This is a genomic window from Magnetospirillum sp. XM-1 (genome assembly GCF_001511835.1).
GTDB lineage: Bacteria > Pseudomonadota > Alphaproteobacteria > Rhodospirillales > Magnetospirillaceae > Phaeospirillum.
The window spans coordinates 2,479,430-2,506,266 of the sequence record NZ_LN997848.1 but is presented as its reverse complement, the minus strand read 5'-3'; the positions used below and the strand labels follow the sequence as shown (position 1 = coordinate 2,506,266).

Below are 26,837 nucleotides of genomic sequence, written 5' to 3'. Positions count from 1 at the left end.
CGCACGAAGGAGAGACCACGGTTTGGGAGCGCTCAATTCGATGATCCGCCAGGCGACTTCGACGAAATCGGACCCTTTCGAGGCCGTCCGCGAGATTCACGACGCCCTGGCCCGTCCGCGCGCCGAGTTCACCGCGGTGTTCTGCTCCAAGCGCTACTACCAGCCCCTGCTGGAACAGGCCTTCCGGGAATTCTTCGGCGGCACGGCGCTGGTGGGCTGCACCACCGCCGGCGAGATTTCCACCGCCGGCTACACCGATGGCGGCATGACCGGCCTCAGCATCGCCGAGGAGGCTTGCGTCGCCGTCTCGGACATCATCCTCGACGTCTCCCATTTCAAGCCGGCCCAGATCCGGGTGGTGGTCGAGGACCTGCAGAACCAGCTGCGCCAGCGCGGCATCGAACCCGCCTCGCACAACACCTTCGCCCTGATGCTGATCGACGGCATGTGCTGCGCCGAGGAGCAGGTGATCAGCACGCTGAACACCGCCCTGGGCGGCCTGCCGCTGTTCGGCGGCTCGGCCGGCGACGACATGCGGATCGCCGCCACCCAGGTCCTGTACCGGGGCCGCTTCTATTCCAACGCCGCGACCCTTACCCTGGTCCACACCGTGCTGCCGTTCCGGGTGTTCTCATCCCAGCATTTCGTCGGCAACGGCGAGCAGGCCATCGTCACCGGCGCCGACCCCGACCGCCGGATCATCACCGAGCTGAACGGCGACAGCGCCGGGCTGGAATACGCCCGCATGGTGGAATGCGACATCGAGGAATTGCGGGCCAAGAAGATGCTGCTGCCGCCCCTGGTGGTGCGCATCGGCGGCTCGTGGTACGCCCGCAGCCCCAGCGGCATCATGGACGACAACAGCCTGAAGATGGCCTGCGCCATCGACGAGGGCGTGCCGCTGAGCATCGGACGCAACACCGGCATGATCCCCAACCTCAAGCGATCCTTCGAGGCGGTCCAGGCGGCCATCGGATCGCCGGTGGCGGTGCTGGGCATCGACTGCGTCATGCGCCGCGTCGAGGCGACGTCGCTCGACCTGGGACCCGACATCGCCAGGCTGTTCGAGGAAAACCGGGTGATCGGCTTTTCCGCCTATGGCGAACAGATCAACGGCATGCACCTCAACAACACCTTCACCGGCATAGCCTTCGGACAATCGGTGGGGATCGAGCGGCCCGAGGCGGGCTCCATCCAGGCCGCCTCCCCCGACACGCAGACCGAATGCGGGCGGCTGGAGCAGGAAAACGCCAAGCTGCGCAAGACCATCCAGGTTCTGCTGCGCCGCATCGAGCGCAGCATGACCATCCCCAGCGACACGTTCTCGCTGTTCCAGAACAACGTGCTGCTGGAAAAGACCGTCCAGTTGCGGACCGAGGACATCGTCGAGCTGAACCGCAAGCTCAGCCAGGAACTGATCGCGCGACGCGAGGTCGAGGTCGCCCTGACGGCGGCCAAGGCCGAAGCCGAGCGGGCCAATCTCAGCAAGACCAACTTTCTCGCCTCGGTCAGCCACGACCTGCAGCAGCCGCTGAACGCCGCCCGGCTGCTGCTGGGGGCGCTGATGGACGAGGACCTCTCGTCGTCCGGCATGTCGCTGCTGGGCCGCATCGAAGGGGCGCTGGAAGCCGCCGAGGAGATGCTGGCCGATTTCCTGGACGTGTCGAAGCTGGAGGCCGGGGGATTCGCCACCCACCTCTCCCACTTCGCCATCGGCCCCCAACTGGCCCAGCTCGAGGCCGAATACGCGCCGCAGGCCCGCCGCAAGGGCCTGTCGCTGCGCATCGTCCCAAGCGAGGCGGTGCTGCACACCGACAAGGGCTTGCTGCAACGCATCTTGCGCAATTTCCTCGCCAACGCCATCCGCTACACCCGCTCCGGCCGGATTCTGGTCGGATGCCGGCGGGTCGACGGCGAGATCATGGTCGAGGTCCACGATACCGGCATCGGCATTCCGCAAGACCGGCTGCAGGACATCTTCGAACCCTACCGCAGTCTGGCCATCGGCGGCCCCAACGACACCCACGGCTCGGGACTGGGCCTGACCATCGCCAAGAACTTCGCCGACATCCTCGGCCTGAAGCTGGTGGTCCGCTCCACCGAAGGCCGCGGCTCGTGCTTCGCCGTGCGCGTCCCCTCCGGCCACCTGCGGCGGGCGGCGGGCGGCGCCTCCCTTCCCCAGGGCGCGGCGGCGACCCTGGTCGGACAGCGTGTGCTGGTTCTCGACGACGATGCCGCGTCCCGGGAAGCCCTCGCCACCATTCTGGGCGGATGGGGCTGCGAGACACTGGCCGCCGCCACCGTGGACGAGGCCCTCTCCCTGTCCAGGAAGCGCCCCGACCTGCTGATCATCGATTATCATCTGGATGAAGGGCTGACCGCGCTCGACGTTCTCGACACGCTCAGAAAGCATGCCGGACAGGAAAAGCCGGCCCTGGTCATTTCGGCGGACCTGTCGAAAGAGATTCCCGAACAGCTGCAGCGGCGCGGCCTGGAATTCCTGCCCAAGCCGATCAATCCGGCCCGCCTGCGCTCTCTCGTCACCTATGTCCTGTACTGCCAGGCCGGACATTGAGCCCAGGGCGCTGGGCGTGCATGCCCTAGCGTTCGCGGAACGCCTGGGAGGCGGCCAGCTGGATCGGTTTCAGCAGGTATTGCAGAATGGTCTTTTCCCCCGTGACCACGTCGGCCTGGACGGTCATGCCGGGCAGGATGCGGTTGCGGTCGGGATCGTCACCCACATAGCCCTTGGCCAAGGTCACCACCCCCTTGTAGTAGGGCAGCTTGTCCTCGTCGAGGAAGGTCGAGGGTGAGATCTGGGTCAACATGCCGTCCACCGCGCCGAAACGGGCGAAATCGTAGCTCGATACCTTGATCCGCACGGCCTGGCCCGGCTGCACATGGCCCACGTCGCGGGGCTGGATCTGGTTCTCCACCAGCAAGGTGTCGTCCACCGGGACGATCTTGGTGATCAATCCGCCTTGGGGAATCACGGCGCCGGGGCTGGCGACGTTGAGTTCCTGCACGATGCCGCGGGCCGGCGCGACCACGGCCAGCCGTTGGACCCGGTCTTCCAGCTTGGCCCGCGTCTCGCGCAATTGGGCCAGTTCGGCACCGGCCGTGCCCATTTCGGTGAAGGCCTCCTGGGCCAGCTTGCTGCGCTGGTCCTGCAAACGCGATTCGGCCTCGGCCAGCGCCTCGCGCGAGGTCCTGATCTGGGCCTGCAGGCGGGCGCGCTCGCCCTTCAGGCGCTCGGATTCGCGCTTGATGACCAGGAACGACACCTGGGAATTCAGCCCCTTGGCCAGCAGATCCTCGCGGATGCCCACTTCACGTTCCACCAGCTTGAGCTGTTCGCCCAGGGCGGCGTATTGGCCTTCGTACTGGCTGATGTCGGAGCGGCGCTGGGCGATCAGGCTTTCCAGCACGGTGACGGCGGACAGTCGCGAGGCTTCCTGCGCCTTGAAGATGATGTTCTGGTCGCTGACCTGGGAATCCTCCCCCCCGCCGCCGGCGCGGGAAAAGTCCGGGCCACGCCCCTCGGCGAAGGCACGAAGACGCTCGGAACGCAATTCCAGACCGGCCTCGCGGACCTTGATCTGCTCAAGCTCTGCCACGGCCTGGGCGGGATCGAGGCGCAGCAGCACCTCCCCCTTCTGCACCAATTGCCCCTCGCGCACCAAAACCTCGGCGACGATGCCGCCTTCCAGATGCTGGATGGGTCGGATCTGACTGGACGGCACCACCTGGCCGCTGGTGGCGGCCACTTCCTTGACCGGCGTGACCGCGCTCCAGCCCAGCAGCGCCAGGACGGTAAGAATGGTCGTCAGCACAGAAGCCCGCGCCAGCGGATCGACGCCGCCCTCCTCGAAGACCACCGCATGGGCCAGATGGCGGCGGAAACGGTCGATATTCTCGTGGTTATTGAGTTCAAGGGCGGATTCCGCCGTCTCGGGATAGATGCGGGTCAGAGCGACCATCAGCAGGCTGAGGCAGACGAAACAGCCCAGCGCCCCCCAGCGGGCGGCCTCCGCCGCCATGCCGGGGCTGCCGAGATAGGCCAGTTCCACCAGTCCGCGCACCCCGAGGATGGCTGCCAGGGCGCCGGCGGCGAACAGGCGCGTGCCGCCCAGGGAACGGTTCAGCAGCATCACCGAAACCGATTCCATGCGCCGCCCGATCAGCCAAAGGCCGCCGAAAGCCATGGTCATGACCCAGGCCGACTGGACCACCCACAGCCAGCCGCATTGCGCGTCTGCCGGACAGCCGTCGATACCGAAGACGGCGACGGCCAGAACCATGGCCGGTCCAAGGGCCAGCCAGCCGATGAAGCGGGCCCAGCGATCGTGGCGAAGCCCCAGGAGCTCATAGGCGAACAGCAATGCCGCCGGGACGGCGATCACCCAGGACAGACCGCCCCACGCCCCCAATCCCAGGCGATTGATGCCGCCGGGAACGGCGAATTGGCCCAGCGCGACACCGACCAGCAGGGCGAGTTCCAGCGCGGTACGGCCGAAATCCACCCGTCGGCGCAGCAACAGATAGCCCAGCAGGATGGCCGCCTGAAGGGCGCCGAGCAGGGGAAGGCTGTCCAGAAGGGTCATGGCTGTTTTCTCCACTCTCCTCTACCCCGCCAACTTGGCCCGGACCTCGGAGGCCGGACCGGAAATGCGGAGCGCCCCCTTGTCCAGGACCAGGATCTGGTCGGCCAGCGACAGATGGCTGGGACGGTGGGTCACCAGGAAGATGGTGGCCAACCCCCGGGTCCATTCGATGAATTCGCGGAACCTGCGGTCACCCTCGGAATCCAGGCCGGTCACCGGCTCGTCCAGAAGGATGATGGGGCTGCGCTTCAGATAGGCCCGGGCCAGGGAAAGCCCCTGGGCCAGGGCGCCGGGAATGAGGTTGTTGCGGGCGTCGCCCACCCTTGTGTCCAGGCCGGCGGGAAGGTGCTCCACCTCGTCGCGAACCCCGGCCATGTCCAGGGCGTGCCACAGGTCGGCCTCGCTGGCATTGGGATGGGCGAGCCGCAAATTCTGGGCAATGGAACCGAACAGCAGTTCCGGCACCTGGGGGGCATAGGCGATGGCCTTGCGCAGGGCCACGGGGTCGATCTGGCGGATATCCATGTCGTCGATGACCACATTGCCGGCCTGGGCCTGATAAAGCCCGGCGATGAGCTTCAGCAAGGTGGATTTGCCCGAGCCGTCGGGCCCCACCACCGCGATCACCTCGCCCGGATTGGCCTGGAACGAAACGCCCAGAAGGGCGGGATCGGCGTCGTTGGAATAGCGGATGGAGACCCGCGAGAAGCTCACCGCCCCTTTCAGCCGCAGGGCGGCGTTGCCCATGGGGCGGTCGTCGGCTTCGACCTTCAACCCCATCAGCCCTTCCACCTGGCGGATGGTGGCGCGCGCCTGCTCCAGGCGCTGCAGCAGCCAGAATCCGGCCTGCATGGGCGCCAGCACCCGCCAGACCACCATCATGGAGGCGATGAGGGCACCCGCGCTCATGCGCCCGCCCAGGACCTGGGTGACCCCCACGGTCATGGTGGCGATGCCGGCGGCGATGACCATGGCCTGGGACAGGGCGGTCAGCGCCCCCGACAGCGAGGCGGCATAACGTCCCGCCATGGCGGCATCGGCGGAATAGGCGCGAAAGCGTTGCTCCCAGATATCCAGCAGGCCATCGGAATGCAGCGACCGCATCTTGGTCAGGGTCTCGACCACGAATTCCTGGCGCTGATTGCTCATGCGGGCCATGGCGGCAACCCGCGACCGCACCAGCGGCATCAGGGCGGTCAGCACCAGCAGGAACGCGCCCAGGGCCAGAACCGGGACCAGGGCCACCGGCCCGCCAAGCATGAACAGCACCACCACATAGACAAAGACGAAGGGCAGATCCAGCAGGGCCACCGCCAGTCCATCCGTGAACAGGGTCCGAAAGCTCTCCAGTTCGCGGAAGCGGGCCAACTGGCTGGCGATGCCGACCCGCTCGGTCACCTGGAGCGGCAGCGCCAGGGTCCGCTCGAACACCATGGCCGAGACGATATAGCTGAGGCGGACGCCCATATAGGCATTGGCCCGGCTGCGCAATTCCTGCAGCACGTGCTCGGCGACCACGACGATGCCGACACCGCCCAGGATGCCGACCAGCATGCGGGCGTCGCCGCTGCCGATCACCTTGTCGTAGACCGACATGGTGAACAGCGGCACGCCCAACGACAGGATGTTGATCAGGAAGCTCTGCGCCAGGATAGCCCAGATCAGCCCACGGAAACGGTCCATGAGGGACTGAAACCATTGTCCCGGCCGCGCGGCGGCCGTATCGACGGGGTTGAAGAAATAGGCGGTTCCCCACAGACGGCCATGGGATATGGTTCTGGTGCTTCCATCGGTACCGTCATAGGCGGTGACGTGGCCATGGTCCGCGTCCAGCAGCACCATGGGCGTTCCATCCGCCGCCATGAACAGGCAGGGCAGCAGCCGGGGCTCGACCGGCTCGCCGCGCATGGCGATGGAGGAACTGCCGAACCCCAGATTGGCCATCACGTTGCGGAACGAGACGATGTCCAGCTTGGACTGGATATGGGGCATGGCCTCGGCCAGCCGGCGCGGATCGTTGCACCACCGCATGGCTTCCAGCATGGGGACCAGACAGCGTCCCAGGGGCGACGCCTGACGCAGGACGCGCAGGAAGTCCGCATCGGCCAGCGAGGAGGATTCGCTCTCCTCCTCGGCCGCCAGCGAGGCCAGGATCATGGGTCCCGCCATGGCGGCGGCGGCGGCGGACGTCTCGGGCGCCGGACGCAGCGACGCCAGCCCGGCGGGGCACAGCCGCCCATCCACCAGTTCGAAGCTGCGATCCGCCAGATTGAGGAGCGACGGGCGCGACGACACCAAGATGATGGTCACCTTGCCCTTCAGCCGTTCCAGCACGTCGCGAAGCGCCTGATTGCCGGCGCCGTCGACGGCGGTATTGGCCTCGTCGAACAAGATGATGTCGGGCCGGTTCGCCAGAATGCGGCCGATGGCGATCAACTGGCGAATGCCACGCGGCAGGGAATCCTGCGGGCCGCTGGCCACCGGGGTGGAATAGCCGAGCGGCAGGCGCGACACAAAGCGTTCGATCCCCAGCTCCCTGGCCACCTCGCGCGCGGCCTCGACCCTGGCGCTGTCGAAGCTGGACAGGTTCTCGATGATGGTGCCGCGATAAAGCTCGGAACGCTGCGCGATATAGCCGATGCGGGTGTGGTAGCTGTCCCGGGCGAAGTCGCTCAGGTCATTTCCGTCAACCTCGACCGTACCCCGGGTGGGGACCACCAGCCCCCCCATCAAGGCCAACAGGCTGCTCTTGCCCGTCCCGCTGTCGCCGGTGATGCCGATCATTTCCCCGGGGGCGATGGTGAGATCGGCATCGACGATCACCTCGCCGCCATGCCCGTAGCACAGATGCACTCCGGCCAAGGTCATCTGGCCGCTGATCTGCGGCAAGTCCGGCTTGGCTTCCCCGTCGTCTTCCCCGCTCCCCAGAAGCCCCTCCAGCCGTTCCTCGGCCAGACGGGCGGCCTGGAACCGGGTCCAGCGGTCCAGCGCCAGCTGGATGGGCTGGGCGGCACGGCCCGCCAGCAGCGAACAGGCCGCCAGCACGCCGGTGGACATGTCGCCCTCGATGACCATCAGGCTGCCCAGGGCCACCACCAGGATGGTGTTGAGGCTGGTGAACAGCCGCCCCAATGCCGCGGTGCCATGAGACAGGTCGGCGGAGTGGAACTCGGCCAGGGCGCTGTTTTCCTGCAGCCGGTCGTGGCGGCGCTGCAACTGCGCCTCCATGGCCAGCGACTTGACGGTCTGGATGGACGACAGAACTTCCAGGATGAAATTGCTGCGGCTCTGGTCGAACAGCATGCGGCGCTTCAGCAGCATGCGCAGGCGATAGCCCGCCACCACGCCAACCACGCCCATGCCCACCAGCAGGACCACCGGGACCAGGGCCAGCCATCCGCCGAACAAGGCCAGCAACCCGATGAACACCAGGGCGAAGGGAATGTCGAAGACGGTCAGAAAGGCCTGGCCTGCGTAAAAATCCTTGAGCCGCCCGATGGCGTTGAGCGTCTCGAGATGAGCTCCCACCCCGCTCTGTTCGAAGACACCGAGCGGAGCGTGCAGCAACGAGCGGAAGACCCGGCTGGCGGCCATGTGCTCGAAGCGGCCGCTGGTCCAGGCCGTGACCGCCGAGCGGGCGATTCGCAGCACCATCTCCAGGCTGACCGCCACCACGATACCCGCCACCAGGGCTCCCAGGGTATCCATGGCCGCGTTGGGCAAGATGCGGTCGTAGACCTGCAGCAGGATCAACGGCAGCGCCAGCCCCAGCAGGTTCAGCACCACCGTTGCCGCGATCAGGTCAGCAAGACAACGGCGGAGCCCCGAAACCTCCAGAATGGCCTCGGGCGGCTTGACCAGGGCGCGCCAGAACCCTTTCAGCTCGCTGCGGAACCAGCGGGGCGGCAAACTGCGCAGATACAGCGAGCGGGCCAGACGGAGCCACAGCGGCCTTCTGCGTCGGGACCGACGCATCCCCTCGTCCTCTGCCATCCTATGTCGAGCTCTATCCAAGACGCCCCGTCAGTAGATGATCTTCTCGATGCCATCCAGGTGGATGACCGAGTTGTCGCCAAACCGGATATCGCCCTGAATACCCTGGGTATCCACATATTCATGTGATCCGGCCGGCAAAGGCTGTTCCACCCCGTTGATCAGCAACTGGAAGCTCTGGCCCACGGCCGAAATGTCCACCGTGTCGACGCCTCCGCCGCCATAGACGAAATCCGCCAGGGTGCCACCAGATCCGGCCGGGAAATCCGAGGCCCGGAACACCAGGAGGTCGTCGCCCGCCGCGCCGGTCAGAGTGTCGGAGCCACCGCCGCCGATCAGGATGTTGGCGCCGGAATCACCGGTCAGCACGTCGTTGCCGCCACCGCCCGTCAGATTCTCGATGCCCGCCAGGATATCGCCCGCGGCGTCGCCGCCGCTCTGGGCGGTGGCACGGGTCAGATCGACATTCACCGCCAGGGTGGACGCCGAATAGTCCGCGGTATCGCTGCCGGTCCCGCCGATCAGGCTGTCCGCGCCGGCCCCGCCGATCAAGGTGTCGGCTCCGGCGCCGCCCGACAGGGTGTCGTTGCCCGCCGCACCGTTCAGGACGTTGGCCCCGCCGTCACCGGTCAGGATATCGGCCGCATTGCCGCCCAGCAGGTTCTCGATGCCGGACAGCACGTCGCCCGCCGCGTCGCCGCCCGATCCGGTGCCGGTGGCCAGGTTGACGTTGACCGCCACGGTGGCCGCCGCATAGCTGGCGGTGTCGATGCCATCGCCGCCCACCAGGGTGTCGGCCCCGGCCAGACCGCGCAGCACGTCGTCGCCGTCGCCGCCGGTCAGGACGTTGACGCCGGTGGTGCCGGTCAGGGTGTCGCCGAAGGCGCTGCCGACCGCGTTCTCGATGGTCGCCAGCACATCGCCCGAGGCGTCGCCGCCACTCACCTGCGCCGTGGTCAGCGACAGGTTGACGGTGACGCCCGCCGCCGAAGTCTCGTAGCCCACCGTGTCGGTGCCAGTGCCGCCGATCAGCGAATCCGCCCCGGCCCCGCCGCGCAAGGAATCATCACCCGCCCCGCCATCCAGGCGGTTGGCGTTGCCGTCACCGGCCAGCAGGTCGTTGAAATTGGTGCCGGTGATGCTTTCGATGCCGCTCAGCACGTCGCCGTCGGCATCGCCGCCCGACAGGGTGCCCGCCGCCAGATCCGCGCTCAGCGCCGCGCCCGAGCCCGCATAGCTGGCGGTATCCGTACCAGCGCCACCGATCAGGGTGTCGCCCCCGGCTCCGCCGCTCAGGGTGTCGTTGCCCGCGCCGCCGTCAATGACGGTGACGCCCGCCGCCGAAGTCTCGTAGCCCACCGTGTCGGTGCCAGTGCCGCCGATCAGCGAATCCGCCCCGGCCCCGCCGCGCAAGGAATCATCACCCGCCCCGCCATCCAGGCGGTTGGCGTTGCCGTCACCGGCCAGCAGGTCGTTGAAATTGGTGCCGGTGATGCTTTCGATGCCGCTCAGCACGTCGCCGTCGGCATCGCCGCCCGATACGGTGCCCGCCGCCAGATCCACGCTCAGCGCCGCGCCCGAGGCGGCATAGCTGGCGGTATCCGTACCAGCGCCACCGATCAGGGTGTCGCCCCCGGCCCCGCCGCTCAAGGTGTCGTTGCCCGCGCCGCCGTCAATGACGTTGACGCCCGCATCGCCGCTCAGGATGTCCGCTCCCGCGCCGCCGGTCAGGTTCTCGATACCGGACAGCACGTCGCCCGAGGCATCGCCCACCGTGCCGGTGCCGGTGGTCAGGTTGACCGTCACGGCAGCCGTGGACGGGGCGTAGCTGGCGGTATCGATGCCGGCGCCGCCCACCAGGGTGTCGGCCCCGGCCAGACCGATCAGCACGTCGTCGCCGTCGCCGCCGGTCAGGATGTTGACGCCGGTGGTGCCGGTCAGGGTGTCGCCGAAGGCGCTGCCCACCGCGTTCTCGATGGTCGCCAGCACGTCGCCCGAGGCGTCGCCGCCGCTCACCTGCGCCGTGGTCAGCGACAGGTTGACGGTGACGCCCGCCGCCGAAGTCTCGTAGCCCACCGTGTCGGTGCCAGTGCCGCCAATCAGCGAATCCGCCCCGGCGCTGCCGCGCAAGGAATCGTCGCCCGCGCCGCCGTCCAGGCGGTTGGCGTTGCCGTCACCGGCCAGCAGGTCGTTGAAATTGGTGCCGGTGATGCTTTCGATGCCGCTCAGCACGTCGCCGTCGGCATCGCCGCCCGACAGGGTGCCCGCCGCCAGATCCGCGCTCAGCGCCGCGCCCGAGCCCGCATAGCTGGCGGTATCCGTACCAGCGCCACCGATCAGGGTGTCGCCCCCGGCTCCGCCGCTCAGGGTGTCGTTGCCCGCGCCGCCGTCAATGACGTTGACGCCCGCGTCGCCGCTCAGGATGTCCGCTCCCGCGCCGCCGGTCAGGTTCTCGATACCGGACAGCACGTCGCCCGAGGCGTCGCCCACCGTGCCGGTGCCGGTGGTCAGGTTGACCGTCACGGCAGCCGTGGAGGCGGAATAGTCCGCCGTATCGGTTCCCGTGCCCCCGGTCAGCTTGTCGGCGCCCGCCCCGCCGGCCAGCAGATCGTTGCCGTTTCCGCCGTCCAGGGTGTCGTTGCCGGTACCGCCGGTCAGGATATTGGCGCCGCCGTCACCGGTCAGGATGTCGGCCCCGCTGCCGCCGGTCAGGTTCTCGATGCCGCTCAGCACATCGCCCAGGGCATCGCCCAGGGTGCCGGTGCCGGCACTCAGATTGGCGCTCACCGCGGCGGTGGAACTGGACCAGCTGGCCGTGTCGTTGCCATCGCCGCCGGCAAGAACATCGGCTCCGGCACCGCCGCGCAGCAGGTCGTCCCCCGCTCCGCCGGTCAGGGTATCGTTGCCGGCGCCGCCATCGAGCACATTGGCCGCGCCGTCGCCGGTCAGCACGTCAGCCAGATTGCCGCCGATGATGTTCTCGATGCCAGACAGCACGTCGCCGGCCGCATCGCCGCCGCTGCCCGTGCCGGTCTCCAGATCGACCGAGAGAGCCGCCGTCGCGCCGGCATAGGACGCGGTGTCATTGCCCGTCCCACCCGTCAGCGTATCGGCCCCGGCGCCGCCGGTCAGGGTGTCGTTGTCGGCCCCGCCGTCCAGCACGTCGTTGCCCGCACCGCCCACCAGAGTGTCGGCCCCGGCCCCGCCCGACAGAGTGTCGTTGCCCGTGCCGCCATCGAGCACATTGGCCGCGCCATCGCCCGTCAGCACATCGCCGCCGGTGCCGCCGGTCAGATTCTCGATGCCGGAAAGCACGTCGCCCTGGGCGTCGCCGCCCGTTCCCGCCCCGGTGGAAAGGTCAACCGTCACCGCAATAGTGGCCGAGGAATAATTGGCCAGATCGATTCCCACGCCGCCCATCAAGGTGTCGGCCCCGGCGCCGCCCACCAATTGGTCGTTGCCGGCGCCGCCATCGATCACGTCGTTGCCGGCGCCGCCGTCCAGCAGATTGGCATTGGCGTCGCCCGTCAAAGTGTCGGCGAGCGCGCTGCCGGTCAGGTATTCGATGCCGGACAGTACGTCACCCTCGGCATCGCCACCGCTCTGCGCCGTGGACAGCGAGAGGCTGACGGCGACACCCGCCGAAGAATCCGAATAGGTCACGCTGTCGGTGCCCGCGCCGCCGATCAGGGTATCGGCCCCCGCTCCGCCGCGCAGCACATCGTTGCCCGCCGCGCCGTCCAAGGTGTCGGCACCCGCCCCGCCCTGCAGCAGGTTGGCATTGGCATCGCCGGTCAGGACGTCGGCCTGGGCGCTGCCGGTGAGGTTCTCGATGCCGGACAGCATGTCGCCACCCGCGTCACCGCCGCTCACCTGGGCCGTGGCCAGCGCAAGGTTCACCGTCACGCCTGCGCCGGACGCGGAATAATCGACGGTATCGCTTCCGGTGCCACCCGCCAGGGTATCGGCCCCGGCGCCACCGGTCAGCACGTTGTTGCCGGTATTGCCGGTCAAGGTATCGTCGAAGGCGCTGCCCACCACATTCTCGATGGTGTTGAGCACGTCACCCGAGGCATCGCCGCCGCTGACCTGCGCCGTGGCAAGGGCCAGATTGACGGTCACGCCCGCCGAGGAGGAAGCATAGGAGGCCGTGTCGGTCCCCGCGCCGCCCACCAGGGAATCGGCGCCACCACCGCCCACCAGCAAGTCGTCGCCGGAACCGCCGTCGAGACGGTTGGCGCCGGCGTCACCGGTCAGCACATCGTTGCCGGCCCCGCCGGTGACATTCTCGATGCCGGACAGGACGTCACCCTCGGCGTCGCCGCCGCTGCCGGTCCCCGTCGCCAGATTGACCGTCACCGCGCCGCTCGACGCGGCGTAGGAGGCCGTATCCGCCCCCGCCCCGCCGATCAGGGTATCGGCGCCGGCCAACCCGGCCAGCACGTCATTGCCCGCCAGGCCGTCGATGACGTTGGCCGAGGCGTTGCCGGTCAGAGTGTCGTTGAGTGCGCTGCCCGTGACATTCTCGATACCCGACAGGATATCGCCCGAGGCGTCGCCGGTGCTGGTCTGCGCGGTGGCAAGGGAGAGGTTGACCGTCACCCCGGCGGCGGAATCGGCATAGGTCGCCGTGTCGGTGCCGGTGTTGCCGTTCAGTTTGTCGCCCCCCGCGCCACCCGACAGCAGGTCGTCGCCCGCTCCGGCATCGATGGTGTCGTTACCGACACCGCCGAGGACGGTATCGGCGCCCCCCACGCCGTTAAGGATGTCGTTGCCCGCCCCGCCGTCGATCAGGTCGTTGCCGGCCGTACCGGTCAGGGTGTCGTTGCCCGCTCCGCCGGTGATCTGAACCGAAACGGGGATGACGGTGATCGATGCGCTGCCGGCGGCCGTTCCGCCGTGACCGTCATCCACCGTATAGGACAAAGTGATGTCGGCGGGCTGGTTGGCAACCGTGGTCAGGCTCCAGGTCCCATCGGCATTGGCGGTCAAGGTGCCGGCGCTGGCGGAAAGGCCGGTCACCGACAGGGTATCGCCATCCACGTCGCCGGCATTGGCCAGCAATTGGGCCTTGGTGAGAATCAGGGTCTGGTCGCCCTGCTTGGTCCCCAGATTGAGGGCGGCATTGGTGGGAGCGTCGTTGACGGCGGCGAAGGTCACCGCCGTGGAGGTGGCGACGCTACCGCCATTGCCGTCCACCACGTCATAGGAAAGCGTCACGGCGCCGTTGGCATTGGCCGCCGGCGTCAGGCTCCAGGTGCCGTCGCCGTTATTGACCAAAGTTCCGCTGCTGGCCGCCAGATTGGCCACCGACATTGTGTCGCCGTCCACGTCCGACGCCTTGGACAGCAGGTCGGCGGCGCGGATCACGTAGGAGGTATCCTCGGTCCCACCCGGCAGGCTCGCCGTCCCACTCTGCGCCGGCGCGTCGTTGACGGCGGCGAAGGTCACGGACGTGGAGGTGGCGACGCTACCGCCATTGCCGTCCACCACGTCGTAGGAAAGCGTCACGGCGCCGTTGGCATTGGCCGCCGGCGTCAGGCTCCAGGTGCCGTCGCCGTTATTGACCAGAGTCCCGCTGCTGACCGCCAGATTGGCCACCGACATTGTGTCGCCGTCCACGTCCGACGCCTTGGACAGCAGGTCGGCGGCGCGGATCACGTAGGAGGTGTCCTCGGTCCCGCCCGGCAGGCTCGCCGTCCCACTCAGCGCCGGCGCGTCGTTGACGGCGGCGAAGGTCACGGACGTGGAGGTGGCGACGCTACCGCCATTGCCGTCCACCACGTCGTAGGAAAGCGTCACGGCGCCGTTGGCATTGGCCGCCGGCGTCAGGCTCCAGGTGCCGTCGCCGTTATTGACCAAAGTTCCGCTGCTGGCCGCCAGATTGGCCACCGACATTGTGTCGCCGTCCACGTCCGACGCCTTGGACAGCAGGTCGGCGGCGCGGATCACGTAGGAGGTATCCTCGGTCCCGCCCGGCAGGCTCGCCGTCCCGCTGAGGGCCGGCGCGTCGTTGGCGGCATCCACGGTCACATGAAGGGTGGCCGATGCGATACCCGACTGGACTCCGCCTTCCGTCGAATAGCTCTCGATGGTCAGATCAAAGCTGCCATGGGCATCGGCGGCCGGGCGCAAGCTCAGCCCGCCCAGATCGGAGGCGGACAACACCCAGGAACCATCTGCCTGAACCACGCCGGCGGACAAGGTGGCGCCATCGGGGACGCCCCGGATGGTCACGGAGCCCATCGTGTCGGCGCTGTCGATCAACGCGGCGGAAATGGACAGGGCGATGGCATGATCTTCGTCACCCTGGGCAGGGGACACGGTCAGAACCACTCCGTCGCCCACGGCCGGAAGTGCCTCCGGTATGATCTGCACGTCTGGCTCGGGCTCGGGCTCGGCCTTGGTCTCGGCGGCAAGCGGCTTATCCGCGGTGCTGGGCTCCGAGGCCGTGGCGGGCGGAGACACCGCCGCGTTGTCCTGGCCGACCAGCGTAATCGGCGCCCCGTCGCTACGCGCCTGTGGCACCGAACCATCATCGGATATGCTGGAGCGACTAAGCTCTGCGGCGGGCGCTTCCGTCGGCGCACGCGGCTTGTCGACGGTCAGTGTCGTCGTGGCTGAGGTCTCGGCCCTGGAGGTTCTATCCTCGGCGGTGGACAAAACCTGCCCCTCGCCATTCCTGTCCCGCCCCTGGGCCTGCTGCCCACTGGAACGAGACGCCGGATCGATGGAAGCGACCTCCACCGTCTCGATCACCGTCTGCGGCGTGCCAACCTGGGTCGGCGGCGGCGAGCCGGCATGCACGGTGGAGAGGGAGGCCAAGCTGTTGGCCAGCGAATCGTCATTGTGGCTTGCGCCATCATTGGGGGCTTGCGAGGCACCGGCAGAAGCACTGCCGACCGGCCCCGATTGCGCCAAAACCGTCAGATCATCGAACAGCGTGCGCTCGGCACCCATATCGCCATTCAGGCCATTCGCCCCGACAGCCATTTCATCCGGCCTTCCCAACCTTCCGCCGCGAGAGAGGCGCAGCAGATATGCCTATGCACAGATTATAACATAAGTAGCCTTACTGATGGTTAATCACATTTCTCGTCATTCCGGCTGACGAACTCTGGATGATCTTGGGGAGGAGGCCGATTCAACGCGGCATATGGACCATTATTTAAACAACCACACTCACCAACCCTCAAAATACCCATTAACTCCTTGATTCCATTTGACGCATTTCGATATTTCCGGTGGCAGGCGCTATTGGCCCGCCCCGCAAGGGTAAGCCTGGCGGATATAGATGATGAAGGCCCGGGGCGCGGCCAGGCGGAAGATGTCGTCGCCCCCCTGGCGGTCCCGCTCCTCCAGCCATTGCAGCATGCCTTCCAGCAGGTCCTGGTCCCTGACCCCCGACGGGATGCAGACCACCCGCTCGCCATAGAGGGGCTCCATGGCGCGGATGGTCTCGAAGATGGCTGCGGTGGCGGCCAGGCACTTGGTGGCGTTGCTGACCACCTGGATGTCGTCCCGAGTCGGCGGGCGCGTCCCCAGTTCCCGCTCCAGGGCGAACATCCGCTTCACCTCGCCGCACAGCCCCAAAAGGCGCGACAGCGGCAGGGCGCGGGTGTTGGCCAGATGCTCGCGGCCCGCCGGGGCGGGGGGCGCCGCCCCGGCGGGACCGGCCACCTGCTGCCGCGCCGCGACCGGCGACGACAGCAGGACGGCGCAAAGGAGGCAGGCGGCGAGTGTCCGCATCATCTCCGCCTCCTCAGGCCATGTCGGTGACACGGCGACGGACGGTATCGTGCCGTTCCAGCTCGCGGCGGACGGCGCCGAAGCGAAGATAGAGCGCCGGCACCACCACCATGTTGAGGATGGTGGACGACACCAGCCCGCACAGGATCACCACCGCCATGGGCGCCTGGACCTCGCTGCCCGGCTGGCCGCCCGAAGCCGCCAGCGGGATCAGGGCGAGACCGGCGGCCAGCGCGGTCATCAGGATGGGCACCAGCCGTTCGCGCGCCCCCCGCCGCACCGCCTCGGCCGGGTCGGCGACGCCTTCGCGCTCGGCCAGATGATGGATATGGGCGATCATCATCACGCCGTTGCGGGTCGCGATGCCGAACAGGGTGATCAGGCCGATCAGCCCGGCGATGGTCATCACGCCCCCGGTGAGGTAGATTCCCGCCACGCCGCCGATCAGGGCCAGCGGCAGGTTGAGCATGACCAGCAGGGCGTCCTTGACCGAACGGAAGGCGAGGAACAGCAGCAGGAAGATGCCCGCCACCACCACCAGAGAGAGCAGGCCCAGCGTGCGGGTGGCCTCGGCGGCGCTTTCGAACTGGCCGCCGAATTCGATGTGATAGCCGGCGGGGAGCTTCACCTCGGCCTCCACCTTGGCCCGCATTTCCTCGACCACACTGCCCAGATCACGACCCGCCACATTGGCGGTGACCACGATCTTGCGCTGGACGTTCTCGCGGCTGACGCTGTTGGGGCCGCGGTCCTTGGTGACGCTGGCCAGGGCCAGCAGCGGCAGCCGGGCGCCGGACGACGTGGTGATCAGGGTCTCGCGGATCGCCTCCAGGCTGTCCCGGACCTTGGGGTCGTAGCGCACCACCAGGTCATAGGTGGCCTGGCCCTCCATGATCTTGGAGACGGTGACGCCGGCGAAGGCCGCCTCGATGGCATCGGCCACCTGCCGGAGCGTCAGGCCGTGCCGCGCGATGGCCCCACGGTCGAACTTGACGGTCAGGAAGGGAATGTCGGTCTGCTGCTCGGCGGCCACGTCCACCGCGCCGGGGACCTTGGCCGCCACCGCCTTGATTTCGGCCGCCACCCGGCGCAGGTCGTAGAGGTCGGTGCCGAAGATCTTGATGGCGATATTGGCCCGGCTGCCCGACAGCATGTGGTCGATGCGGTGCGAGATGGGCTGGCCGACGATGATGTTCATGCCGGGAATGGCCGCGAAATCCCGGCGCAGCGCGTCGAGGAACTCCTCCTTGCTGCGCTCCTTCATGGCCAGGCTGACCTCGATCTCGGATTCGTGGATGCCGAGCGCATGGGGGTCCAAGGGCGAACGCCCGGTGCGCCGCGCCGTGGCCGCCACCTCGGGCTGGCGCAGCAGGGCGTCCTCCACCATCTGGCCGAGCACGGCCGATTCCTCCAGCGAGGTGCCGGGCAGGGTCGAGGCCGAGATGGTCAGGGTGCCTTCGTTGAAGTCGGGCAGGAAGGCCTTGCCCGCCAGACCCAGCGCCGCCATGGCCAGCGCCAGGGCGATGCCCGACGCCCAGGCCACCGCCTTCCAGCGGGTCAGCGTGGCGGCCAGCACCCGGTCGTAGCGCGACACCAGCCAGCGGATCAGGGCGGGCTCGCGGTGCTCCCCCTTCCTCTCCCGCACCAGCAGCAGCGAGGCCATCACCGGCGTCACCGTGATGGCGACGAACAGCGAGGCGGCCAGCGAGATGACATAGGCGAGGCCCAAGGGCACCATCAGGCGGCCCTCGACCCCGGTCAGGAAGAACAGGGGCAGGAAGACCAGCATGATGATCAGGGTGGCGAAGACGATGGAGCCCTGGATCTCGCGGGTCGCCTCGAACACCACATGGATGGCGGCCTGGCGCTGATCGGGGGCCAAGCGGCGGTTACCGTCCAGACGGCGCACGATGTTCTCCACCACGATGATGGCGTCGTCCACCAGGGCGCCCAGCGCGATGGCGAGACCGCCCAGGGTCATGGTGTTGATGGAGGCCCCCATGGCCTTCATGGCGACGATGGCGGCGACCAGCGACAGCGGCAGGGCGGTGAGCGTGATCAGGGTGGCCCGGCCGTTCATCAGGAAGGCGAAGACGATGGCCACCACCAGGATGGCACCGTCCCTGAGCGCATCCACCAGATTCTTGACCGAGACCTTGATGAAATCGGCCTGGCGGAAGATGTCGGTGGCAAGCTCCATGCCCGGCGGCAGGGTCTTGCCGAGATCGGCGAACACCGCGTCCAGGCGCCTGGTCAGTTCCAGGGTGTTGACCCCGGGCTGCTTCTGGATGCCCATCACCACGGCGGGCCGTCCGTTGTTGGAGCCGATTCCGCGCCGGATGCCCGGCCCCACCGCCACTTCGGCCACGTCGCGCACCAGTACCGGGATTCCGCCGCGGCGCGCCACGGCGGTGGCGCCCACATCCTCGGCACTCAGCATGCGGCCGATACCCTGGATCAGGTATTCCTGCCCGCCTTCGGCATAGAAGCCGGCCGGAGCGTTCTGGTTGCCGTCTTTGAGCGCCGCCAGCACCTCGTCCACGGTAATTCCATAGGCCGCAAGGCGATCGAGGCGCAGCGTCACCTGATACTGGCGCTCGTCGCCGCCGATGGGCAGCACCTCGGCCACGCCGGGCACCGCCAGGATGCGCTTGCGCACCGTCCAGTCGGCGACCGCCTTCAATGCCATGCCGTCGTGACGGTCGGAGCCGAGCGCGATGAACATGATCTCGCCCATCACCGAGGCGGCGGGCGCCATCACCGGGGCCGCCGCTTCCGGCGGCAGCGAGGCCCGGGCCAGCTGCAGCTTTTCCGCCACGATCTGGCGCGCCGTCAGCACGTCGGTGCTCCAGTCGAATTCGACGATGACGGTGGACAGGCCGATGCCGGTGGTGGACCGCACGCGGCGCACTCCCGGCGCGCCGTTGAGCGCCGTCTCGACGGGAAAGGTGACCAGACGCTCCACCTCGGTGGGCGCCATGCCGTGGGCCTCGGTGACCACGGTGACGGCGGGCGCGGTCAAGTCGGGGAAAACGTCGACCGGCATGCGCAGCGTCTCGACGGTTCCCCAGCCCAGCAGCAGGGCGGCGGCGGCCAGCACGAACAGGCGCGAGCGCAGCGACCACTGGATGATATAGGCGATCATGGAGTGATGCTCCTTCAGTGCGCGTGGCCGTGGGACAGCTGGGCCGGGCTCGATGCCGCCAGCTTCACCTGATAGACGCCCTTCGACACCACCCGTTCGCCCGGCCGGACGCCGTCCCGGATGGCGACCAGATCGCCGTCGCGCATGCCGGGAATCACCGGCCGGCGCTCGAAGGATTCGCCCGTATTCTGGACGAACACCACCGGCTGGCCGTTGTCGTCGACAAGGGCGGACGCGGGCACGGCGGGCAATTCCTCGCCCGCCCCGGTGAAGACGCGGGTCTGGGCATACATGCCGATGCGGAAGCGTTGGTCGGGATTGTCGAACTCGAACAATGCGGGGACGGTGCGGCTTTCCTTGTCCACCACGCCGCCCAGCGCGATCAGGCGGCCGTTCTTGCCCTGCTCGATCACATGGGCGCCGTCGAAGCCGTCGGCGGTGAACCAGGCCCCCGATGGGTCGCGCACCCGTCCCACCTGGGATTCGGGGATCTGCGCCTCCAGCCACAGCGTGGCGAGGCCGGCCACATGGAACAGCACCTGCCCCTGGCCGACGGCTCCGCCCGGCTGGGTGTTGACGGCGGCGACGCGGCCCGACACCGGCGAACGCAGGGCGATGCCGCCCTTGGCCCCCTGATAGGGGGCGGACCGCCTGGTGGCGGCGTCCAGTTCGGCGCGCGCCGTGGCCTCCTGGTTGCGGGCCTCGATCAGCCGGCGTTCGGGCACGGCTTCCAGGGCCAGCAGCCCTTCCAGGCGCCGGCGCTCCTGGGAGGCCAGATCGAGGGCGAGGCGGGCCTTGCGGGTTCCCAGTTCCAGGGTGGCGGAATCGGTCTCGCCGCCCAGTTGCGGCACCAGCCAGGCCAGCACCTGCCCCTTCTCCACGCTCTGGCCGATGCGGGGGAAGTCGGGCGACGGGGCCAGCACGCCCACCCCCGGCGCCGCGATGATCGCCTCGTCCGAGGCCCGCGCCCGGATGGTGCCGGTAGCGGCCACGGATTCGCGCATCAGCCGGGATCGCACCTCGGCGGTGGCGAAGCCGATCTTCCACTGCACCGCCTTGGCAAGGCCGATCCTGCCGGGGGCCTCGGAATGTCCGGCCTCCTCCACGGCCGCCTTGGCGGCGGCGTCATCGGCATGGATTGGGAATTGCCCGATCTCGTGACGGTCCTCGATCCCGTCGCCCCGCAGGGTGACGGTCAGCCTGCGCTCGCCCGAGGCCTTGGGAATCACCAGGGCGCGGTAGATGCCGGGCTGGTCCGCCATGGCTGGAAAGCTCTCGTCGGGCTGGCCGCCGCCCGACAGGGCCAGAATCACCTCCGCGCCGTTCACCGGCTTGAAATCGGCCAGGCGGGTGAGGTGCAGGACGAAGTCGCCGGCTTCGCCCGCCACCGGCACCGGGTGTTCCATGAACAGCTCGGTCGCGGCGGCAAACGTGGTCGAGGATTGGCGTTCGTCGGCATGGGCATGCTCGCCCGCATGGGCATGGCCGGTGTCGGGGACGACGGCGCGCGACAGGGTGGCGTAGATCGCGCCGCCACCCAGGGCGGCGCCCACGGCCAGCGCGGTGAACAGCTTCTTCATGGCGTCGGCTCCCCGGCGGCGAGAATAAGGTCGGAATGGGCCTCGCGGGCGCCAAATTCCAGTTCGAGGGCGGTGGTTTCGGCCTCCCACAGGGCCTTGTGGGCGTCGAGCAGTTCCAGCACGTTCATCTCGCCCGCCCGGTAGGCGGCCTGGGCGATGCGCGCCAGATCCCTGGACGGCGCCACGGCGCTTTCACGGAATTTCAGCGCGGTGTCGCGCAATTCGATGGTCCGGCGCCATAAGCCGCGCACCTCGCCCTCCGCCTTGATCCGGGCCAGGGCCAGATCGGCGCTGGTGGCCCGCGTCTGGGCCTCGGCCTTGCGGGCGGAGGCCTGTCCCCGGTCGAACAGGGGCAGGGGCGCGGATACGGTGAGCAGGACGCCCTGGTCGCGGCTTTCGGGCCGGTCCACCTGCTTGAGGCCGGCGCCCACCGTCAGTTCGGGAATCCAGCCCCGGTCGGCGGCGCGGCGCTCCAGCTCGGACGCCGCGATCCTGGAGCGCAGGCCCTGGAGGTCCGGGCGGCTTTCCAGGCGGCCCATCAGGTCGTCCAGACCGAGGGGCGGCGGCGGCAGAAGCTTGCCGTCCAGGCGGAGCATGGGGCTGCCGGCGGGCAGGCCCATCACCGCCCGCAGGCGTTCCCACGATTCGGCCAGATCGGCCCCCATGGCCCGAACCTTGGCGTCGGCGGCCAGCTTTTCACGCGACAGCCGGCGGGCGTCGTAGCCCGAGACCTCGCGCCCCTGGCGCAGTTTGGTCAGCACCGTTTCCGCCTCGCCCAGGCGGGCGGCCCAGCCTTGCGCCGCGTCCAGGGCCTGGGTGCGCATCAGTACGGCATGGAACAGCCGGCGGGCTTCGGCCCCGGCGTCGGCCATGCGCTGGCGCCCCTCGGCCTGGGCGGAATCGGCGCGGCGCAGCGCCGCATCCTGGCGCAGGAAACGGCGTCCGGAGATGTCCACCGGCTGGGACAGGCGGTAGGTGTCCTGAAGGACGGCGCCTCCCACCTCCTTGGTGCGGTCGCGTTCGTATTCGAAGGTGGGGTTGGGCCACAACCCGGCCTCGTCGGCTTCGGCGCGGGCGGCGTCCAGTGCCCCTTCGGTGGCGTCGCGCAGCTCACCACGTCCCCGGGCGGCCTCGACGGCCGCCTGTTCGTCGAGGCGGGCGGGCTCGGCCCAGGCCGGGACGGCGAAGGCCAGGGCCACCGCCAGCAGCGATGGCCCGGCCCAGCGGATGGTCGCGGGCCTCAATGCTTGTGATCCTTGAGCAGCAGGCCGTGGGCCAGGTCGATATAGGTCTTGGCCTCGGCCTCCTTGCCGTCCTTGCACAGCTTCTCGGCGCTCTCGACCTGCCACTTGGCGCGATCGCGATCGGCGGGCTTGCCGTGGAACTGCCTCAGGGCCTGACGCAGCTCGGGCAGCTGGTCGCAGGACGAACCGGCCCAGGCGGGGGTGGCCAGCAGCAGCGAAGCCAGGGCGGCAATGGCGATGGAACGGGACATGCGAGATCTCCTCATTAAGGTGTGGTGATGGGGCGGCTGGCCGGCCGGCACGCGAATGCCGGCCGGAAGGCTTCAGTTCGCCTGAGTGGGAAGGTCGAACCCGGTCATGGCCTCGCAGATCTCCTGCACCCGGGCCATGTGGGCGGCGCTTTCCTTGGTGCGCAGGTCGAGGTGGTCGTCGGTTTCCCGGCGGCACTTCTCGGCCAGGTCGGCCCTGCGCTTGGTCTCCAGTGGAGAACGCCCGACGATGGCGGGCAGGTCGGCCATCTCGCGGCACAGCGCCTTCAGGTGGCTGGTCTCGCGGGTGGAATTGGAGTCGCGGTAGCGGTGCTGCATGTTGGCCGGCATGCGCGCCGCCGTCTGGTCGAGGTTCCAGTTGGCCTCGGCGAGGCAGGCGCGGCGGAGCGTTTCCTGGCGCTCGTCCGGTGTCTTGCCCTCCAGGCGCTGGGCCAGGGGGACGCTGGGGGTGGAGGCGCAGGCCGACAGGCCCACCGCCATCAGGGCGATGATCAGGATATGGGGACGCATGGAAATGTTCTCCCGCAAACAGCATTCGGGTTCCCTCCGCCACCGGATTAAGGTGGCGGACAGGCGCGAAAAGGATCTGTCGGAAGAAACGGCTAGTTCAGAAGAACGACCGTGCGATGGCTGACCAGACGCGGGTCAAGCGAAGGCTCCGCCGCCGGAACGACGGTGAGAGCGGCTTCGGCCGTGAAAGGCGCGCTCCAGGCCGCAGACGCCGCCGGCAGGGCGATGTCGAGACCGGCCAGCAGCTGCTTCTTGGCGATCGCCGGGCTGGCCTGGACCAGCGGAATATCGACGCAATCGGCCGATATGGCCGAGTGGTCGGCCGCGACGCCGGGTACCGCCCCATGGTCGTGGGCGGCCTGAACGGCCTCGATGGCGATATGCCCGTCACCGCCCAGGCACAGGGCGAAGGCGCCACCCGTCGGACCACCGAGCAGGATCATCAGCAGGCTGAGCAGTGCAGCCAGCTTCCGAGCCGGACGGGTGGAGATCAGACGGGTCACTTCAAGCTACCTTGGGCCATAATCAGGAAGTGCGGATAGCATGGCATGGCCCCTGGGGCAAATGAAGGGTTCTTCATGTTGGTTTCGGCCCCCTTCCCTAACTCGCCTCCAGATCCTCCCCGATCAGCCGGGACCGCGCCCCATCATCCGTCGCCGCGGAGACCCGGTTCCGGCCGTCGCGCTTGGCCGCGTAAAGCGCCCCGTCGGCCCGGGCCAGGACGGTGTCCAGGGTGTCTTGTCCATGCACGAGGGACGCGGCACCGATACTGACCGTAACGCGAAATGGCGTCCCGTCCGGCCCCTTGAAGGCGATCGTCTCGACCAGCTGGCGGATTCGTTCGGCGATTTCCGTCGCCTTGCCGATATCGGCCTTGGGCAGCAGGAGAGCGAACTCCTCCCCTCCCAAACGAGCCAGGGTATCGACGTCACGCACGACGGACAGGCAGGTGCCGGCAAACCGCTTCAGGACCTCGTCGCCGACGGCATGGCCGAAGCGGTCATTGACCACCTTGAAATGGTCGATGTCCATCATCAGAACGGAAAAGCCGTCGTCGAAACGGTCGAGCAGGCTGGCTTCCTGTTCGCCGACGTCGAAGAATTTTCGCCGGTTGTAAAGGCCGGTCAAAGGGTCGGTGGTGGCCAAGGCCCTCAACTCGCCCTCGAGCTGGGTCCGCCTGGCGATTTCGTGCCTCAGGCTGTCGTTCAGCCGCTTGAAGCGCATCACGACGAGAGCGGCGGACAGCAGCAGCACCCCCGCCCCCGCCAGGGTCTGGAAGACCAGGGTCAGATCCTGCTTCGCGGCCGGCTGGTATAGGAAGCCCTTGAGCGGATAGTTCCTCGGCATCAGGCCGGCCGCGGCGAAGCTCTCGGCGATGTGCCGCCATCGGCCCTCGTACATGTAGCCGAGGCCGACCAGGTCGGGGGCGAGAAGCTTGCGCGTTTCCACGGCCTCGAATGCGAGAACTCCCGGATCCAGCTTGGGCGCGTACTTGACCCGGATCAGCTCGGCGATCTCTTCCGGGTGGCTTATGGCGTACCGCCAGCCCTGAAGGGACGCCTCGCGGAAGGAGGCGACCAAGGCGGTATCCTTCTCGAGCATCGCTTCGCTCGTGAACAGAAGGTCACCGTAGAAGTCGATTCCGGCCGATCGCGGATTGAACAGGCTGTAGCCCACGCCCTCGCGCTGCATCAGGTAGGGCTCGAGGGTGCTGTAGGCGCTCAGCGCGTCGACCCTTCCCCCGGTCAGCGCCTCGACGCCCCCTTCGTGGGGGACGATCCTCAGGTTCTTGAGCGGCACCTGCTCGTAGTGCAGATAGGCCAGCAATTCGTCGGCATGCTCCTCCACCATCAGGGTCTTGCCGGACAGATCGTGGACGCTTTGCAGATCGGCGCCCTTGCGCGACAAAAGCACGTAGGGCGAGTGCTGGAAGATCGCCGCCAAGGCGACCAGGGGCTTTCCCTGGCTGCGCTCGATGACCAGCGAGGAGTTGCTGATGCCGAATTCGGCCTGCCCGTTCAGAACCGAAATGGTCGGGTTGACGTTGGGCTGGCCCTCGATGAACTCGACGTCAAGGCCGGCATCGCGATAGTAGCCAAGCTCCTTGGCGGCATAATAGCCGGCGAACTGGAACTGATGCGTCCACTTCAACTGCAAGCGCACGGGCCGCATTTCCCCGCCATCATTGGCCATCCCATGGCCGGGGAGGAATGCGACGAATACCAGTAGCACGATGACGACACTCAGACCGGTCATCATCACGGAGGCTTTGCTGAGCATTTATGGGTTGCCCGCCAATTTCTGCCGGCACCTTATCTGGACCACCCCTTGAGATTAGGCTGAAAGTATGGTGTGTGGAAGTGAGGGATTGTGACTTTTAGGCGCGCCGAGCGATGACGCGGCCCCGCCGGCAAAGGCCGGCAGCGGCAACGAGCGCGCTCATCAGGCCGGGGAGAACTTTGCCCCTGATGTGCTGCCGTTCGGCAGCAGCCACTGGCTGATCTGGTCCGGAGGCGTGGGGCGGCCGAACAGGTAGCCTTGGCCCACGTCGATGCCCAGTTTCCTCAGCGCCTGCAAATGCTCGTCATCCTCGATTCCCTCGGCGACGACCGACATCCCCAGGTGCTTGGCCAGCGCGGCGGCGAGGCGGACCAGTTCGGCCTGGCGGCCACCGGGGCCGAGCCGCTGGATCAGGCTTTTGTCGATCTTCATGAAATCCAGTCCGAACAGGTCCAGCTGTCCCAGGGACGAATAGCCGGAACCGAAATCGTCCACCCCCACCGACACGCCGATCCGCCGAAGGCGGCTCAATTTCTCCGCCATGACCGGCGGGTCGGTGCCCAGGGCCGTCTCGGTCAGTTCCAGTTTGAGAAAGGTCGGGTCGATTCCGGTCTCGGCCACCACTTCGGTGATGGATTCCTCGATGCCGGCCGACATCAGCTGGACGGGGGAAAGGTTGACGCTCATGGTGACCGGCCGGCCCTTGGCGGCCCACTCCACCTGCTGGCGGCAGGCGGTCCACAACACGTAATGCCCAAGCCCGATGACCAGGCCGCAGGTTTCCGCCACCGGGATGAAGCGGTCCGGCGGAATCGGCCCCAGGTCCGGGCGGGTCCAGCGCAACAGCGCCTCGAATCCGATCAGGCGGTTGGTGTCGGGCGACGTCAGATCGACCAGGGGCTGGTAGACCACATGGAACTGGTCGGTCTCGAAGGCGGCGCGCATGTTGTTTTCGATGTGGAAATCACGGTCCATTTGAGAGGCCAGGGCCGGATCGTAGAGACGGGTGCAGCCGAGGTGGGAGCGGCGGGCCTCGTCCATGGCGGCCAGGGCGTCCTTCAGCAATTCCGTGCCGTTTTCCTGGTCGGACCGCGCCATGGCCACGCCGATGAACGGCGGGCTGAACACATCGCGGCCGTTGAAGCAGTGGGGCGAGGAGCAAAGGGCGACCAGCCGGTGGGCCAGGTTCATGACCTCGGGGGCGTCGCGGCAAGGCACCACGATGCCGTAGCGGGCGTCGCGCAGCCGATGGATCGAAATGCCGGAAAGCTGGTTCCGCAGCAAGGCCTGCACGGCTTGCAGCACGGCGTCGCCACCCCCGAGCCCAAGGTTGCGGTCGATGAAATCCAGGCGTCCCAGCCCCACCAACAGCAATGCGCTGCCCTTCCCGCCGGTGCGGGCCAACTCCACCGCCGCATCCAATTCGGCAAAGAACTCTGCATGGATGTCCATGGGGACCTCTC

The 26,837-nt window shown here is 68.1% G+C and carries 13 protein-coding genes; 1 reads left to right on the top strand and 12 read right to left on the bottom strand.

Annotation, left to right across the window (positions count from 1 at the left end; translation table 11 throughout):
* Positions 1-40 precede the first annotated feature (40 nt).
* The gene (locus XM1_RS11705; protein ID WP_068433596.1) at positions 41-2,575 is read left to right on the top strand and encodes an FIST N-terminal domain-containing protein; all 2,535 of its coding nucleotides are present in this window, start codon (positions 41-43) and stop codon (positions 2,573-2,575) included.
* A gap of 25 nt (positions 2,576-2,600) precedes the next feature.
* On the opposite strand, the gene XM1_RS11700 is transcribed toward XM1_RS11705, so the two are convergent.
* The 12 genes from XM1_RS11700 to XM1_RS11645 form a co-directional block, all read right to left on the bottom strand.
* Positions 2,601-4,604: an HlyD family type I secretion periplasmic adaptor subunit gene (locus tag XM1_RS11700; protein ID WP_068433594.1), complete on the bottom strand. Its 2,004-nt coding sequence runs from the start codon at positions 4,602-4,604 to the stop codon at positions 2,601-2,603.
* Between the two features lie 21 nt (positions 4,605-4,625).
* Positions 4,626-8,579, bottom strand: coding sequence for a peptidase domain-containing ABC transporter (locus XM1_RS11695; protein ID WP_068433592.1), 3,954 nt, complete (start codon positions 8,577-8,579; stop codon positions 4,626-4,628).
* A gap of 48 nt (positions 8,580-8,627) precedes the next feature.
* Complete coding sequence (locus XM1_RS24695; protein WP_082700471.1) at positions 8,628-15,590, bottom strand: cadherin-like domain-containing protein; 6,963 nt, start codon at positions 15,588-15,590, stop codon at positions 8,628-8,630.
* Between the two features lie 261 nt (positions 15,591-15,851).
* Positions 15,852-16,349: a hypothetical protein gene (locus XM1_RS11685; RefSeq protein ID WP_068433588.1), complete on the bottom strand. Its 498-nt coding sequence runs from the start codon at positions 16,347-16,349 to the stop codon at positions 15,852-15,854.
* Positions 16,350-16,359: 10 nt separating this feature from the next.
* On the bottom strand, positions 16,360-19,491 hold the full coding sequence (locus XM1_RS11680) for an efflux RND transporter permease subunit (protein WP_068433584.1): 3,132 nt from the start codon (positions 19,489-19,491) through the stop codon (positions 16,360-16,362).
* A gap of 14 nt (positions 19,492-19,505) precedes the next feature.
* Entirely contained in the window at positions 19,506-21,071 is a 1,566-nt protein-coding gene (locus XM1_RS11675) for an efflux RND transporter periplasmic adaptor subunit (protein ID WP_068433583.1), read from the bottom strand.
* The gene (locus tag XM1_RS11670) at positions 21,068-22,315 is read right to left on the bottom strand and encodes a TolC family protein (RefSeq protein ID WP_068433582.1); all 1,248 of its coding nucleotides are present in this window, start codon (positions 22,313-22,315) and stop codon (positions 21,068-21,070) included. The genes XM1_RS11675 and XM1_RS11670 overlap by 4 nt, the downstream gene beginning before the upstream one ends.
* Positions 22,312-22,566, bottom strand: a complete 255-nt coding sequence (locus tag XM1_RS11665; protein ID WP_068433581.1) for a hypothetical protein — start codon at positions 22,564-22,566, stop codon at positions 22,312-22,314. Before XM1_RS11665 ends, XM1_RS11670 begins: the two co-directional genes overlap by 4 nt.
* 72 nt (positions 22,567-22,638) lie before the next feature.
* On the bottom strand, positions 22,639-23,094 hold the full coding sequence (locus XM1_RS11660; protein WP_156428710.1) for a hypothetical protein: 456 nt from the start codon (positions 23,092-23,094) through the stop codon (positions 22,639-22,641).
* A gap of 92 nt (positions 23,095-23,186) precedes the next feature.
* Positions 23,187-23,597: a hypothetical protein gene (locus tag XM1_RS11655; RefSeq protein WP_068433577.1), complete on the bottom strand. Its 411-nt coding sequence runs from the start codon at positions 23,595-23,597 to the stop codon at positions 23,187-23,189.
* Between the two features lie 97 nt (positions 23,598-23,694).
* Entirely contained in the window at positions 23,695-25,266 is a 1,572-nt protein-coding gene (locus XM1_RS11650; RefSeq protein ID WP_068433576.1) for a GGDEF domain-containing protein, read from the bottom strand.
* 270 nt (positions 25,267-25,536) lie between these two features.
* Entirely contained in the window at positions 25,537-26,826 is a 1,290-nt protein-coding gene (locus XM1_RS11645) for a bifunctional diguanylate cyclase/phosphodiesterase (protein WP_068433575.1), read from the bottom strand.
* Positions 26,827-26,837 lie beyond the last annotated feature (11 nt).